This window comes from Actinomadura napierensis (assembly GCF_039529375.1).
GTDB lineage: Bacteria > Actinomycetota > Actinomycetes > Streptosporangiales > Streptosporangiaceae > Spirillospora > Spirillospora napierensis.
In genome coordinates this window covers 1-13,716 of record NZ_BAAAMR010000173.1, presented here as the reverse complement: position 1 = coordinate 13,716, position 13,716 = coordinate 1, and the positions used below count along the sequence as shown (strand labels likewise).

General features: G+C 72.4%; 15 protein-coding genes and 1 pseudogene. 1 reads left to right on the top strand and 15 read right to left on the bottom strand.

The window, feature by feature from the left end:
* From ABD296_RS46530 to ABD296_RS46470, 13 genes and pseudogenes are all read right to left on the bottom strand, one after another.
* Positions 1-494, bottom strand: a pseudogene (locus ABD296_RS46530) (PucR family transcriptional regulator); the annotation flags it as partial.
* Between the two features lie 232 nt (positions 495-726).
* Complete coding sequence (locus ABD296_RS46525) at positions 727-1,281, bottom strand: hypothetical protein (protein ID WP_344283901.1); 555 nt, start codon at positions 1,279-1,281, stop codon at positions 727-729.
* A gap of 14 nt (positions 1,282-1,295) precedes the next feature.
* Entirely contained in the window at positions 1,296-1,808 is a 513-nt protein-coding gene (locus tag ABD296_RS46520; protein ID WP_344283899.1) for a hypothetical protein, read from the bottom strand.
* A 14-nt stretch (positions 1,809-1,822) separates the two neighbouring features.
* The gene (locus ABD296_RS46515; protein WP_344283897.1) at positions 1,823-2,329 is read right to left on the bottom strand and encodes a hypothetical protein; all 507 of its coding nucleotides are present in this window, start codon (positions 2,327-2,329) and stop codon (positions 1,823-1,825) included.
* Positions 2,326-2,889, bottom strand: coding sequence for a hypothetical protein (locus tag ABD296_RS46510; protein WP_344283895.1), 564 nt, complete (start codon positions 2,887-2,889; stop codon positions 2,326-2,328). Before ABD296_RS46510 ends, ABD296_RS46515 begins: the two co-directional genes overlap by 4 nt.
* Entirely contained in the window at positions 2,889-4,145 is a 1,257-nt protein-coding gene (locus tag ABD296_RS46505) for an MlaD family protein (protein WP_344283892.1), read from the bottom strand. The genes ABD296_RS46510 and ABD296_RS46505 overlap by 1 nt, the downstream gene beginning before the upstream one ends.
* 4 nt (positions 4,146-4,149) lie before the next feature.
* Entirely contained in the window at positions 4,150-5,313 is a 1,164-nt protein-coding gene (locus ABD296_RS46500; protein WP_344283889.1) for an MlaD family protein, read from the bottom strand.
* Complete coding sequence (locus tag ABD296_RS46495) at positions 5,310-6,332, bottom strand: MCE family protein (protein WP_344283886.1); 1,023 nt, start codon at positions 6,330-6,332, stop codon at positions 5,310-5,312. Before ABD296_RS46495 ends, ABD296_RS46500 begins: the two co-directional genes overlap by 4 nt.
* Positions 6,332-7,354, bottom strand: a complete 1,023-nt coding sequence (locus ABD296_RS46490) for an MlaD family protein (protein WP_344283883.1) — start codon at positions 7,352-7,354, stop codon at positions 6,332-6,334. The genes ABD296_RS46495 and ABD296_RS46490 overlap by 1 nt, the downstream gene beginning before the upstream one ends.
* A complete protein-coding gene (locus ABD296_RS46485) occupies positions 7,351-8,391 on the bottom strand; it encodes an MCE family protein (RefSeq protein WP_344283881.1) in 1,041 nt (346 codons plus the stop codon). The genes ABD296_RS46490 and ABD296_RS46485 overlap by 4 nt, the downstream gene beginning before the upstream one ends.
* Positions 8,388-9,671, bottom strand: coding sequence for an MCE family protein (locus ABD296_RS46480; RefSeq protein ID WP_344283879.1), 1,284 nt, complete (start codon positions 9,669-9,671; stop codon positions 8,388-8,390). The genes ABD296_RS46485 and ABD296_RS46480 overlap by 4 nt, the downstream gene beginning before the upstream one ends.
* On the bottom strand, positions 9,668-10,504 hold the full coding sequence (locus ABD296_RS46475) for an ABC transporter permease (protein ID WP_344283876.1): 837 nt from the start codon (positions 10,502-10,504) through the stop codon (positions 9,668-9,670). The genes ABD296_RS46480 and ABD296_RS46475 overlap by 4 nt, the downstream gene beginning before the upstream one ends.
* A gap of 2 nt (positions 10,505-10,506) precedes the next feature.
* The gene (locus ABD296_RS46470; RefSeq protein ID WP_446474096.1) at positions 10,507-11,292 is read right to left on the bottom strand and encodes an MlaE family ABC transporter permease; all 786 of its coding nucleotides are present in this window, start codon (positions 11,290-11,292) and stop codon (positions 10,507-10,509) included.
* A 244-nt stretch (positions 11,293-11,536) separates the two neighbouring features.
* Here ABD296_RS46470 and ABD296_RS46465 point away from each other — a divergent pair, with 244 nt between their 5' ends.
* Positions 11,537-11,920: a hypothetical protein gene (locus tag ABD296_RS46465; RefSeq protein WP_344283873.1), complete on the top strand. Its 384-nt coding sequence runs from the start codon at positions 11,537-11,539 to the stop codon at positions 11,918-11,920.
* A 24-nt stretch (positions 11,921-11,944) separates the two neighbouring features.
* Here the strand turns inward: ABD296_RS46465 and ABD296_RS46460 are convergent, their stop codons facing one another.
* Together ABD296_RS46460 and ABD296_RS46455 are read right to left on the bottom strand one after the other, a co-directional pair.
* Positions 11,945-12,484, bottom strand: coding sequence for a hypothetical protein (locus ABD296_RS46460; protein WP_344283870.1), 540 nt, complete (start codon positions 12,482-12,484; stop codon positions 11,945-11,947).
* Positions 12,485-12,553: 69 nt separating this feature from the next.
* Positions 12,554-13,716 (bottom strand): lipase family protein (locus tag ABD296_RS46455; RefSeq protein WP_344283868.1); only part of this gene is annotated, 1,163 nt, incomplete at its 5' end.

Here is a 13,716-nt window from a genome sequence, read left to right as displayed (position 1 = left end):
CGCGCGGCGAGGTCGTCCGCCCCGCCGGCCCGCGCGGCGACCTCCGCCGCGTACCCGGCGGCGATCACCTCCGACACCGCGTCCATGTAGCAGAACTGGGCGTCCACGACGACGCTGAGCGCGTCGACGTCGAGTTCGAGGCCGCCCGGCACGGCCGCGAGCGTCCGCCAGGCCGCGAGCGCGGACCGGCGCAGCACCTGCTGGGTCTCCACCGGGTCGCGGCCGTCGCGCGCCTGGTGGCGTCCGACCCGCACGTAGAACGCCGCCACCCGGTCCCAGCCCGCGCCGGGGTCCTCGACGAGGTCGCAGAAGTGCCGGATCCCGGCGGCGACCCCGGCGCGCGCCCGGCACGCCTCCTCCTCGCCCAGCGGCGGATCGCCGTGCCGCAGCTCGTTCAGCACCTCGTCGGCCGCCCGGTCCACGTGCGGCCGCAGCCGCCGCGCCACCCATGCCGGGACGGCCTCGAAGGCCCGCCTGTCCAACCCTGTTCGCACCACGCGTCGATCCCCCTGTCCCAGGTCCGCCGGTCGCCGGCGTTCCCCAGGATCCCGGATGGGGACCCGATTCCGATTGTCGCTGAAATAAACCGTTCAGCGGCCTTTCGTGGAGTCGAATGACAAAACCGCAGGTAGCCCGGCATTTCCGTTTCACCATTCTGGAAATCCGACGGAAACGGCGGGCCCCGCGCCGCGGGCAGGCCGGAGCCGTCGCGCGGCGGGCGGTCTTTCAGGATTGGAACGTGTTCAGGCCGGTGATCCGCCAGTGGCCGGAATGGCGGGCGACGGTGACGGCCAGCATGGCGGGGGACGTGGTGCTCTTGCCGTCGCTGGTGCGGGTCGTCTGCTGGTCGGCGTAGACGAGGAGGCGGGCGCGGCCGTCCTGGAGGCTGATGACGGCGCTGTCGGTGACCTTGGTGCTCAGGACGGTCTTCTCCCGCGGCGCGTCGCCGCGGACCTTGCCCATCAGCGCCGCGTACCGGCGGACGGCGTCCCCGGAGAGGTCGGCGCGGGCGGCGGCGTCGGTGCGGCCGGGGTCGTTGTAGTCGTAGGAGAACAGCGCGCCGACCATGCCGGCGACGGCGCCCTTGACCTGGCTGGTGGCGGCGCTGTCGGTGAGGGCGGTGTTCCGGACGGCCGGGTCGGCGCGGACGCCGCTCGCCTGCCGGTGCATCCAGATCCCGGACGCGGCGAGCAGCACGGCGAGCAGGCCGAGGGCGAGGGGCGAGGCGGCGGCGGCCTTCCAGCGGGCGCCGCCGAGGATGCGGGTGGTCTGCGCGGCCATGGCGGGCCGTCCTCTCACGTCGTGCCCGTCGGGGCCTGGCCGAGGTCGCTGAGCCGCCAGCCGCCGCCGCTACGGGCGAGCCGGGCCTCCAGCCGGTTCTGCTTGGTGACGGGGGCGCCGTCCGGCGGGGTGACGGTGGTCTCGACGGCCACCAGCACGCTCGCCTTGCCGGACCGCTCGTCCAGTTCGGAGACGGCGGCGTCCAGGATCCTGGCCGTGGTGACGGTGCGGGCCTTGCGGACCTGGTCGGTGAAGGAGCCGCGGCCCTGGGCGATCTGCTGGTGGAGGTCGCCGGTGGTGGAGTCCAGCCAGCTCCGGAGCCCGGCGTCGACGGCGCGGTAGTCGAGGGTGTTGAGGTTCTGGACGCCCTGCTCGGCGCTCTGCAGGACGTCGTCGCGGGTGCGGGAGTAGGCGTAGGCGCCGTCGTGGGCGGCGGAGTACCAGTTCCAGCCGGCCCAGGCGGCGAAGAGCGCGGCGAGGACGGCGAGGCAGGCGGCCGTCCGCCGGACGGTGTCGGTCTGGGGCATCGCGGGCCTCCCGGTCACGCCGACTTCAGCTCGGTGATGCGCCAGTGGCCGCCGTCGCGGTGCGCGGTGACGGTGAGCTGGGCGGCGGCGGGGGTGCCGTCGGGCCTGCCGGCGCGGGTGGCGGTCTGGTCGAGGAACACCAGGAGCCGCGCGGTGTCGCCGACCAGGGAGACGACGCCGGCGCGGACGACGCGGGTGGTCAGGGTGACGCGCTGCGCGGGCGCCTGCCGCCGCACCTGGCCGAAGATCTGCTCGTACTGGGCTGCGGCGGAGCCGGTGAGCACCTCGGACGCGGCGCGCTGCGCGGCGTCCACGTCGGCGGGCGTGTAGCTGAAGATGCGGCTCAGCGCGGTGGACACGTCGCCGGTGACGTTGGTGGTGGCGACGCCGTCGAGGACGGCCCGGTCGTGCGGGGCGTCGTCGTGGCGGAGCCGTCCGGCGAGGGGGTGCAGGAGCAGCGCGACGAGGACGAGCCCGAACGCGATCCCGAGCGGCTTGGAGAGGGCGAGGAGGCGGCTCATCGGGCACCGGCCGGGATCGAGGTGAGCGATTCGAGCTTCCAGCCGGACGCGGTCCGGACGACGCCGGCCTCGAAGCGCTTGCGCTGGAGCGTGGGCGCGCCGCCCTGCGGCGTGAGCTCGACCCGCACCGACGCGATGATCCGGGCCTTGCCGGCGGCGGTGTCGAGGGAGGTGACGGCGGCGCCGGTGACGGTCGCGGACGCGCTGGTCCGGGACGTGCCGATCTTGGCGCGGTTCTGCGGTTCGTCGCGCTGGAGCTGGTCGTGCAGGGGGCCGGTGGAGGCGTCCAGCCATGCCCTGAGCCCGCCGGACGGGTCGGCGCGGTCCATGGTGTTGAGCGCGGCGATCTCCCGCTCGCCGCTGCGCAGGACGATGCCGCGTTCGCGTTCGGGTCCGCTCTCGTGGCCGGTGCCGCCGTGGAAGAGCGTCCAGGCCGTCCAGCCGAGGAAGGCCGCGGCGGCGAGGATGGCGGCCCAGCCGATCAGGCCCCACCCGGCGAGCAGGGGCCGCCGTTTCGTGCGGGGCCGCGGTGGGGCCTCGGCCTTCGCGGTGGTGGCCATCAGTGCCCTCCCGGAAGGCCGAGCAGCGCGCTCATCCCGGACGGTCCCGGCGCCACGCCCGGCAGGGCCAGCGCCCCCGGCAGGGCGGACGCGGACGCCGCCGTTCCGCCGCCGAGCACCGAGCCGGGACGCGCCGCCGCGGGAACGGGCCCGTGCGGCGCGTTCGCCGCGCCGCGCACGTTGACGCCGCTGGACGCGGGGGCCGTGCAGCGGGCCGCCGTGTTGAGGGCGGGCCCGGCGGACGTGTCGAGCCCGTTGCGGTACTCCGTCCCGCCGTACCCGGACGTGCAGGGCAGCGGGTTGAAGAAGGTGTTGACCATCCCGAAGCTGAGGTGGCCGTCCTGCGCGACGGTCAGGCCCATGGACACGGCGTCGGGGAGCTTGGCGAGCAGCTGTTCGAGGCCGTCCGTCCTCGGCTGGAGGACGCGGGAGGTGGTCAGCAGGTTCGCGACGAGGACGCTCATCGACGGGTCGAGGTCGCGGACGAGGCCCTGGAGCTCGCCGGCCGCGCCGGGCGCCGTCGACACCAGCTTGCGGAACGCCGGGTCGGACGCGCGCAGCTGCTGCGACAGCAGCCGGGCGTTCCGCCCGAACGCCTGCAGGGCGCCGGACTCCTCGTCCTGGGTCCGCAGGACGGTCTGGCTGTCGCCGATGAGCGACCGCGTCGGTTCGATGTTGCGGTCGGCGGCCTCGGTGAGGGTGTGGCTGTTGTCCAGCAGGGCCTGGAGGTTCGGGCCCTGGCCGGCGAACGCCGTGCCGAGTTCGGCGACGACCGTCCGCAGCGACCCGGTCGGGACGGACGCCGCGAGGTTGTTCACGCTGGTCAGCAGGTCGGTGACGGGTGCGGGGGTGGTGGCCGAGGAGCGCGGGATGACCGAGCCGGCGGCGAGGTAGGGGCCGGCGTTGGTGCGGGGCCGCAGGTCGAGGTACTGCTCGCCGATCGCCGACCGGTCCGCCACGACGGCCTGGGTGTCCCGCGGCACCTTCGGCGCCGACTTGCGGATCCGCAGGTCGGCGATGACGCCGTCGCCGGTGAGCTCCAGGCCGCCGACGCGCCCGACCGACGTGCCGCGGTAGGTGACGTCGGCGTTCTTCGCCAGCCCGCCCGCCTCGGGCAGGTCGACCTTGACGACGTAGTAGTTCTTCAGCCCGACGTATCCGCCGAGGTCGGCGTAGTTCAGGCCGACGTAGCACATCGCGAGCGCGCCGACGATCAGGAACACGACGTTCTTGATCCTGGTGCCGATGGTCAGCATCCGGTCAGCCCCCTTGCCCCGTCGAGCCGCCGCCGCCCGAGCCGCCGGCCGGCTTGCCGTCCCCGGCCGTGGGCAGCGGTGCGATCGGCGGCACGATCTGGGTCCCCGGCTGCGCGGTGACCTGGAGATAGACGTTCAGGTAGTCGCCCTTGATCGCGGGCAGGACCGCGTCGGTGAACGGGTAGGTGAGCAGCACCTGCAGCGCGTTCGGCAGGTCGTGCCCCGCGTCCGACAGCTTGCGCAGCGTCGGCTCCAGCGCCTTGAGGTCCGCCACGAGGTCGTCCTGGCTCTGCCGGACGGTCGTGACGGCGACGCCGGACAGGTCGTTCAGCGAGTTCAGCATCCGGACGAGCGCGCCGCGCTGCTCCTCCAGCACCTTCAGGCCGGGTTCGAGGTCGTCGAGCGCGACCCCGATCTGCCCCTGGCGGGCGCGCAGGGTCGCCGACAGGCGGTTGACGCCGTCCAGCGCGTCGGTGATGCCCTTCCGGTTGGCGTCGAGGTCGCCGACGAGCCTGCGCGCCTGCTCCAGCAGCGAGCGGATCTGCGGCTCGTTGCCGTCGAGGGCCTTGTTCATCTCGGTGGTGATGGTGCGCAGCTGCGCGATCCCGCCGCCGTTCAGCAGCAGCGACAGCGCGCCGAACACCTCCTCGACCTCCGGGTTCCGGTTGGTGCGCGACACCGGGATCACCGCGCCGTCCGCGAGCCTTCCCGAGCTCGCGGACGGCGCGGGCCCGCCCGGCGCGGCACCGCCCGGCGCGGCGGCGCCACCCGGGAGCCCGGTGTCCTGCGGTGCGGCGCTGAGCTGGACGAACTTCTCGCCCAGCAGGCTCGACTGCTCCAGTTGCGCGTAGGCGTCCGCGGGCAGCCGGACATCACCGTTGATCTTCATGGTGACCACGGCGGTCCAGCCGCCGTCCGGCAGCGACACCTTCACGACCCTGCCGACCGCGACGTCGTTGACCTTCACCGCCGACTGCGGGACGAGGTTCAGCACGTTCGCGAACTGCGCCTTCACCGTGTACGGGTGGTCGCCGACGTCGGCGCCGCCGGGCAGCGGCAGGTCCTGGACGCCGGAGAAGCCGCCGAGCCCGCAGCCGCCGAGGGTCACCGAGGCGAGTGCGGCGGCCAGTGCCGCGTTCCGGACGCGCCGGAGGTGCGCGCGGCTCATGGCGCCCCCTTCCCCGCGCCGCCCGCGGGCGCGGCCCGGCCGGCCGCCGGCAGCGGCAGGCTCATCTCGTTGAGGTCGCCGCGGCCCATCAGCGTCCGGGTCTTCGGGTCGTAGGCGTTCAGGACGTTGGTGACGTTCAGCGGCTGGACGTCCAGCGCCTCGGAGAGGGACCGCCGCTGGTCGACGAGCAGCTGCGTGATCTTCGACAGCTTCCGCACGTTCGTGCTGATCTGCTCGCGGTTGTCGTGGATGAAGACCTTGACCTTGGCGAGCGCGGCGGCGAGCGCCTTCAGCGCCGCGTCCAGCTCGTACCGGTCGTCGGCGAGGAACCCGGAAACGTCCGCGAGCTGCCGTTCGGCCTGCCGGACCTGCCCGTCGTTCGTCTTCAGCATCGTGGTGAACGTCGACAGGTTCGAGATCGTCGCGAACAGGTCCTTCTGCGAGCCCGACAGGGTCTTGGCGGCCTGCGCCATTCGCTCGGTCGTGGTGCGGATGTCCTGGCCGTTGCCCTGGAGGTTCTCGGCGCCGGTGCCGAGGACGCGGGAGAGCGCGCCGTCCTTGTTCACGCCGTTCGGGCCGAGCTCGTCCGACAGCTTCCGGACGCTGTCGTAGATCTGGTCGAGCTCGACGGGCGTCGCCGTCCGCTCGGCGGGGATCGTCGCGCCGCTCGCCATCTTCGGGCCGCCGGTGTAGGCGGGGGTGAGCTGGACGTACCGGTCCGCGACCAGGCTCGGCGCGATCGCGACGGCCTTCGCGTCCGCCGGGACGCCGATCCCGTGGTCGACCGTCATCACCGCCCTGACCTGCGTTCCCTGCGCCCGGACGGAGTTCACCGTGCCGACCTTCACGCCGAGGACCCGCACGTCCGAGCCCTTGTAGACGCCGACGGCGTCGTGGAAGTAGACGGTGACGCGGGTGCCCTCCGCCGGGCGCAGCACGACGAACGCGACGACGGCCGCGGCGATGACGGCGAGCCCGGTGGCGACCAGCGACGCCGGGCCGGCCAGCTTGCGCAGCATCAGTGCCCGCCCTTCTCGGGCGGCTTGCAGCCCTTGTCCGGTGTGGCCGCCGGCGCGTACTCCTTCGGGACGAGCCCGCACAGGTACCCGTCCATCCAGCGGCCGTTGCCCATCGTGTTGCCGAGCAGCCGCGTGTACGGGCCGGCCGTCCTCAGCGCGCGGTCCAGGTTGTCCTGGTTCTTCTGGAGCAGGTCGGTGACGCGGCCGAGCGCGCGCAGCGTCGGGTCGAGCTGCTCCTGGTTGTCGTCGACGAGCCCGGTGATCTGCTGCGACAGCGACTGCGTCCCGACGAGCAGCCCGTGGATCGCCTCGCGGCGCCGGCCGATCTCGGTGAGCAGCAGGTTCCCGTCGCGCAGCAGCGCCTGGACGTCCTGGGTCTGGCCGGAGACCGTCCCGGTGATCTGCCGGGTGTTGGCGAGCAGCCGGGACAGCTGCGAGTCGCGCGACGAGATCGTCTTCGACAGCGCGGACACGCCGGTCAGCGCCTGCCGGACGCTCGGCGCGGTGTGCGCGAACGCGCCGGAGATCGCGTCGAGGCTCTGCGCGAGCTTCGCCGAGTCGAGCTGCCCGGTCGTCGTGGCGAGGTCCTGGAACGCCTGCGTCACGTCGTAGGGGGAGGTCGTCCGGTCGAGCGGGATGGTCGTTCCGGGGTCCTGCCGGCGCGGGCCGAGCGGGTCGACGGCGAGGTACTTGTCACCGAGCAGCGTCTTGATCGCGATCGCGACGGTGCTGGCGTCGCCGACCCAGGCGTCCTTCACCCGGAACGACACCGCGACCTTCGCGCCGTCCAGCCGGACCCCGGTGACCTCGCCGACCTTCACGCCCGCGACCCGCACCTCGTTGCCGGACCGCAGCCCGGCCGCCTCGCCGAAGTCGGCGGTGTAGCGGGCCCCGCCGCCGATGACCGGCAGGTTCTTGGCGTTGAACGCCGCCAGTCCGGCCGCGACGATGATCGTGATCGACACGACCGCGACGAGGACCGGGTTGCGCTCCCGGACGGGCTTCAGCCGCGGCCGCCTCATGACCCGCACCTCGCCGCGTCCGAGTGCACGCCGGTCGGCGCCGGGTGGGTCTCGCCCGGGTACTGCTTGTAGGTCACCCCGGTCACGGACGCCTCGCACATGTAGAAGTTCATCCACGACCCGTACGAGCCGATCCGGCCGATCGCCGCCATCTTCACCGGCAGCGTCCGCAGGAACCGGTCGATCGTCGGGGAGTCGCCGTTGAGGTTGGTGGACAGCCGCCCGAGCTGCGCGATGTCCTGCTTGAGCGGCGCCCGGCCCTCCTGGAGGAGGTCGGTGGTGACGCCGGCGAGGTCGTCCAGCGCGCTGATCGCGTTGCCGATGGACGCCCGGTCGCCTGCGAGGCCCGACACGAGCTGCCGCAGCGTCGTGATCAGGCTGGACAGGTTGTCGCCGCGCCCGTTGATCGTGTCGAGGACGGCGTTGAGGTTGTCGATGACCTGCCCGATGACCTGGTCCTTGTCGGCGATGCCGCGGGTCAGCGTCCCGACCGTGGACAGCAGGTCCTCGACCGTCCCGCCCTCGCCCTGGAGCACCTGGACGATCGATCCGGCGAGCTGGTTGACGTCCTTCGGCGACAGCGCCTGGAACAGCGGCTGGAACCCGTTGAACAGCTGCGTCAGGTTCAGCGCCGGGGCCGTCCGCTCGACCGGGATCGTCGCGCCCGGCCTCAGCGTGCCGACGCCGCCCGTCCCGCGGCCGATCTCGACGTACCGCTGCCCGATCAGGTTCAGGTACTTGATCGTCGCGGTGGACGCGGCGGGCAGCCGGTGCCCGCGCCCGACGGTGAACGTCACCAGCGCCTGCCGGCGGCCCGCGACCCTGATCCCGCCGACCCGGCCGACCTCGACGCCCGCGATCCGCACGCCGTCGCCGTCGCGCAGCCCGGACGCGTCGGTGAACCGCGCCTTGTAGGTGACGGTGCCGCCGCCCCCGGTCTGCGTGATGCTGAGCGCCAGCAGCGCCGTCGCGACGACCGTCACCACGACGAACACCAGCGACTTCACCAGCGGCCCGAGCAGCCCCCTCCGGTTCACTTGAGCCTCACCTCCGTGCCGCGGTAGACGGGGCCGAGCAGGACGCTGCTCCAGTCGGGCAGGTCCTCGGGCACCTCCTGGAGGCCGGGCGCCAGCAGTTCGTTGACCAGCCGGTTCTCCTCCGGGGAGTTCGGCAGGCCGAGCGCGCCGGGCGCCACCGCGACCGGGGTGGCCGCGTTCGGCGGCGCGGACTTCGTGGCGGCGCCGGCCGGGTAGCAGTGCGGGCCGCTCTTGTCGGTGTAGCGGGGCGCGTCCTTGCCGGGGACGTACCGGCCCTTGTTCTGGACGGTCGTCACGTCCACGTGCAGGCCCGGACGGTCCGTCCCCTTGCCGAGGACCTTGTCCATCAGCGGGATGAAGTCGTTCAGCATCCGCAGCGTGCAGGGCAGTTCCGGCGAGTACTTCTGCAGGACCTGGAGCGAGGCGCGGCTGTCGGCCGCGAGCGCGATGAAGTTGGCCGAGTTCTCATGGAGGAAGTCGGACATGTCCTGCGAGGCGCCGGTGACGGTCTCGTACAGCCGGCTCAGGTCGTTGCGCTGCTGGACGATCGAGCGCGTCGTGTAGCTGAAGTCGTTGAGCGCCTGAAGGATGTCGGGCGTCGCCTCGGCGTAGTCGTTGCTGACCGCGACGAGCTCCCGGATGTCCCGGTTCAGCGCGGGCAGGCTCGGGTTGATCTTCTTCAGGTAGCCGTCCAGCTCGACGAGGGTGTCGCCGAGCTGCTCGCCGCGCCCGCTCAGCGCCTGCGACACCGCGGTCAGCGTCGCCGACAGCTGCGCCGGCTGCACGGCGGTGAGCAGCGGGTACAGGTTGTCCATCACCCGCTGCAGCTCGATCGCGTTGGACGAGCGGTCCTGGCCGATGGTGCTGCCCGCCGTCAGCCGCGCCGGACTCGGCTGCGCGGGCGGGATCAGCGCGACGAACCGCTGCCCGAACAGCGTCGTCGGCAGCAGCTGCGCCGTGACGTTGCGCGGCAGCATCTTCACCTTGTCCGGCTGGAGCGCGAGCTTCAGCGTCGCGACGCCGCCGTTGGACGACACCGTCCGCACCTCGCCGACCACGACGCCGCGCAGCTTCACGTCCGCGTGCGGGTGCATCTCGCTGCCCGCGCTCGCCGTCTTGAGCGTCACCCAGCTGGCCTTGGTGAACGTCTTGTCATAGACCGCGATCGACAGCCAGACCAGCAGCGCCGGCACCAGCAGGAACGCCACCCCGGCCAGCCGCCTCCCGGCGACCCGCTCGCGTCCCGCCCGCCGCCTGCGGGACTCCCGCCGGGCGCTCATCCGGCCACCTTCACCGTCGTGTTGGTGCCCCAGACCGCGAGGCTGAAGAAGAAGTCGCTCACGCTGATCAGCACGATCGACGTGCGGACCGCGCGGCCGACGGCCTTCCCCACCCCCGCGGGACCGCCGGCCGCGCGGTAGCCGTAGTAGCAGTGCGACAGGATCACCAGGACGCTGAAGACCAGCACCTTCAGGAACGACAGCACCACGTCCGTCGGCGACAGGAACAGCCCGAAGTAGTGGTCGTAGGTGCCCGCCGACTGCCCGTTCACCTTCACCGTGACCTCGCGGGACGCGAGGTACGCGCACATCAGCCCGATCGCGTACAGCGGGACGATCGCGATCGCACCGGCGATGATCCGGGTCGTCACCAGGTACGGCAGGCTGGGGATGCCCATGACCTCCAGGGCGTCGACCTCGTCGCTGATGCGCATCGCGCCGAGCTGCGCGGTGAACCCGGCGCCGACCGTCGCCGACAGCGCGAGCCCCGACACCACCGGCGCGATCTCCCGCGTGTTGATGTAGGCGGACGCGAACCCGGTGAACGCCGACGTGCCGATCTGCTGGAGCGCGGAGTAGCCCTGCATGCCGACGACGACGCCGGTCGCGAGGGTCATCGCGACCATCACGCCGATCGTCCCGCCGACCACGCCGAGGCCGCCGCTGCCGAACGCGACCTCCGACAGCAGCCGCTGCACCTCCTTGCGGTAGCGGTGCAGGGCGCGCGGCATCCACAGCAGCGCCTTGACATAGAAGGTGCCCTGGTCGCCGGGCTGGTCGAGCCAGGCGAACCACCGGTTGGGGCCGCCGCGCACCGCCGTCAGCAGGCTCATGGTCAGCCGCCCTTCGGCGGGACGACCTGCAGGTAGATCCCGGTGATCACGAGGTTCATCAGGAACAGCAGCAGGAACGTGATGACGACGGACTGGTTGACGACGTCGCCGACGCCCTTTGGCCCGCCCTTCGGGTTCAGGCCCCGGTAGGCGGCGACCACGCCCGCGACGAACCCGAACAGCAGCGCCTTCGCCTCGCCCACGTAGATGTCGGGGAGCTGCGCCAGGGCGGAGAAGCTCGCCACGTACGCGCCGGGCGTGCCGCCCTGCATCATGACGTTGAAGTAGTAGCCGCCCGCGACGCCGACGACCGAGACCAGGCCGTTCAGCAGCAGCGCGACGGCGACGCACGCGAGCACGCGGGGCACGACGAGGCGCTGGATCGGCGAGACGCCGAGCACCTCCATCGCGTCCAGCTCCTCGCGGATCGTCCGGGCGCCGATGTCGGCGCAGATCGTCGAGCCCGCCACCCCGGACACCAGCAGCGCCACGATCATCGGGCTGGCCTGCTGGATCACCACCAGCACGCTGGCCGCGCCGGTGAACGACTGCGCGCCGAACTGCTGGGTGAGCGAGCCGACCTGCAGCGAGGTCACCGCGCCGAACGGGATGGACACCAGCGCGGTCGGCAGGATCGTCACGCTGGCGATGAACCAGAACTGCTCGACGAACTCGCGGAACTGGAACGGCCGGCGGAACGCCATGCCGAGCACGGTCGCGCCGAGCGCGAACATCCGCCCCGCCTGGCGCAGCGCGCCCAGCGGGAATTCGATGACCGGTACCGCCACGGCCGGGCCTCCTTTCGCGTTTCGCATGGTCGAGGGAAAACTACTGGCGGGTAAATTCGGTTCGCAAGAAGCGGGGGGACGAAATCGTCAAGGCGGCGCCTTTCTATCCCGCACTGACATGTTCTCGATGATCACCGGCATTTATTTGGCGCCGGGCAACACGTTCCCCGGCCGCCCGGAGAGGGCGCGCGAACGGCGCGGAACCGGCTATCGTCAGGGCCCCACCCCGCGGGAAGGAACCGAAGTGAACCGACGTCGTCTCGCAGTCCTGCTGCTCGCGCCGGCGCTCTCCCTCACCGCCTGCGGCGGCGGTGGCGACGGCAAGAGCGCCGCGTCCTCCTCGTCCGCGCCGGCCCCGGAGCCGAGCTCGGGCGTCACCGTCCCCGCCGGCCCCGGCGGCGGTTCCGGCGGCGGGGGCGGCGGCACCGGCGGGTCGGCCGCGTCCCCCGGCGCCCCGCAGGTCTCCTCCGCGCCGACCAAGGTCGTCAACGACTTCGTGGCCTGCATGCGCGCGCACGGCGTCAAGGTGCCCGACGACGTCGGCCACTGGCAGCCCACGCCCAGCCCGGGCGACACCAAGATGCAGGCCGCGCTCCTCGCCTGCATGAAGTCCGCCGGCGCGAAGTGACCTCCGGGGCCCCCGCCGCACGGATCAGCCCGGCTTGGTGGTCTGGCAGGCGGGGGCCTTGGCGAACGCCGCGTTCAGCTTGGGGTCCTTGCGGAAGTCCTGCTGCGGCCCCTGGTAGGTGTTGTACTGCGCGAACACGGTGCCGACCTGCTTTACCGCGGTCTGCAGCGACTTCTTGTCGGTGACCTTCGCCCGGTCGAGCCGCTTGGAGGCGGTGCTGACCGACGAGTGGGTCCGGGTGAGGTTGCCCATGGCCGTCGTGAACAGCTGCTTGCCGTTCGGCACCGGCGGCGCCCCCACGCCCTGGAGGTTCATCTCCAGCGTCCCCATCCGCTTGCCGATGCCGTCGAGGAGCTTCGTCAGGGACTTCTTGTCCGTCAGCACGTCGGCCGAGTTCAGCTTCGGCACCGACAGCGCGCTCGTCCTGGCCATCGCGGTGCAGACCTTGCCGGCCCAGGCCACCTCGGGGCCGGCCTGGTCCTTCTTGCCGTCCGAGCCGCATCCGGCCACGGAGCAGGCGGCCGTACCGGCCAGCACCGCTCCGGCGATCAATCGCCGAACCATTTCCTTCTCCTTCTCGACTGCGCCGGTGCCGAGCTGAGACCGGCCGATGAATTCCCCGATGGACCGCGGTCAGCAGTTGGAGGTCGCCGGCTTTCCGGCGAACCGGTCGGCGAGAAATGCCATCGCGTCCTGGTTGCCGCGGTAGACCAGCGTGATATGGCTGATCTTGTCCCAGGTCTTCCACGTCTCCTGGACGCCGAGCTTGCAGTAGTTGTCGCGCAGTTCCTTGGCCTGCCCGAAGGCGACGATCTCGTCGGCGGTGGAGTGGTACTGGAACACCGGGACCTTGATGGGGTCGGCGCCGAGCGTGTTCTCCGCGACCCGCGCCAGCCAGTCCTCGTTCCCGTAGGGGCTGGAGGTGAAGTAGTCCGGGACGGTCTTGCCCTGGTAGTCCAGCAGGAGTTCCAGCGTGCAGACGTTGCCCTGGAAATCGGCCAGCATCGCCTTGCCGGCGTCGTTGGCGTACGAGGCGAGCTTCAGCTCCGGGTAGGCGTTGTCCATGCCGACCATCGAGTACAGGAGGAATCCGAACGGCTTCGCGCCCTCCAGCGGGGCGCCCACCGCGGCGAGGTCGGACGGCACCCCGCCGCCGACGACACCCGCGAGCTTCAGTTCCGGCGCGTAGCCCGGCTGCTTCTGGCCCGCCCACATCGCCGCGGCGCCGCCCTGCGAGTAGCCGCGGAACGCGACCTGCGCGTCCGTCGACAGACCCGCCTCCGGCAGCCGCTGCGCGGCGCGGACGGCGTCGATCAGGTCGTAGCCCATCGAGTTGACCACGTACGTCGTCGTGGGGTTCTCGTGGTAGCCCTGGTAGTCGGTCTCGGCGACGGCGTAGCCGGCCTGGAGCATCTCGTTGACCGCGGACTGCTCGTAGAAGGCGCCCTGGTCGATGAACTTCGACGGCGCGCAGCGGAAAGCGGGGCCGCTCGTCCCGGGACCGAAGCCGACGATCGGCGCCTTGGCCGGGTCGGCGCTCTTCGGCACCAGCACCATCCCGGTGACGGCGGCGGGCTTGCCGAGCGCGCCCGTCGACAGGTACATGACCTGCCACGCGTCGGCGAGGTCCCGCGCGGCGGGCGGGCCGGCCTTGGCGGGACGGGCCCGGATGACGTCGCCGGGCTTGCCCGCGGGCAGCGGCGACGGCGGGGTGTAGAACGCGTCGCCGGCCGGACCGGGGTCGGTCGCCGCCGGCGCGGGCGCGGGCGCGCCCCCGGCGGGTGCGGCCGGTGCGG

Coding starts and splice junctions, on each gene's coding strand:
- ABD296_RS46525 (WP_344283901.1), bottom strand. CDS start 1,281: ATGGCCGCGCAGACCACCCGCATCCTCGGCGGCGCCCGCTGGAAGGCC.
- ABD296_RS46520 (WP_344283899.1), bottom strand. CDS start 1,808: ATGCCCCAGACCGACACCGTCCGGCGGACGGCCGCCTGCCTCGCCGTC.
- ABD296_RS46515 (WP_344283897.1), bottom strand. CDS start 2,329: ATGAGCCGCCTCCTCGCCCTCTCCAAGCCGCTCGGGATCGCGTTCGGG.
- ABD296_RS46510 (WP_344283895.1), bottom strand. CDS start 2,889: ATGGCCACCACCGCGAAGGCCGAGGCCCCACCGCGGCCCCGCACGAAA.
- ABD296_RS46505 (WP_344283892.1), bottom strand. CDS start 4,145: ATGCTGACCATCGGCACCAGGATCAAGAACGTCGTGTTCCTGATCGTC.
- ABD296_RS46500 (WP_344283889.1), bottom strand. CDS start 5,313: ATGAGCCGCGCGCACCTCCGGCGCGTCCGGAACGCGGCACTGGCCGCC.
- ABD296_RS46495 (WP_344283886.1), bottom strand. CDS start 6,332: ATGCTGCGCAAGCTGGCCGGCCCGGCGTCGCTGGTCGCCACCGGGCTC.
- ABD296_RS46490 (WP_344283883.1), bottom strand. CDS start 7,354: ATGAGGCGGCCGCGGCTGAAGCCCGTCCGGGAGCGCAACCCGGTCCTC.
- ABD296_RS46480 (WP_344283879.1), bottom strand. CDS start 9,671: ATGAGCGCCCGGCGGGAGTCCCGCAGGCGGCGGGCGGGACGCGAGCGG.
- ABD296_RS46475 (WP_344283876.1), bottom strand. CDS start 10,504: ATGAGCCTGCTGACGGCGGTGCGCGGCGGCCCCAACCGGTGGTTCGCC.
- ABD296_RS46460 (WP_344283870.1), bottom strand. CDS start 12,484: ATGGTTCGGCGATTGATCGCCGGAGCGGTGCTGGCCGGTACGGCCGCC.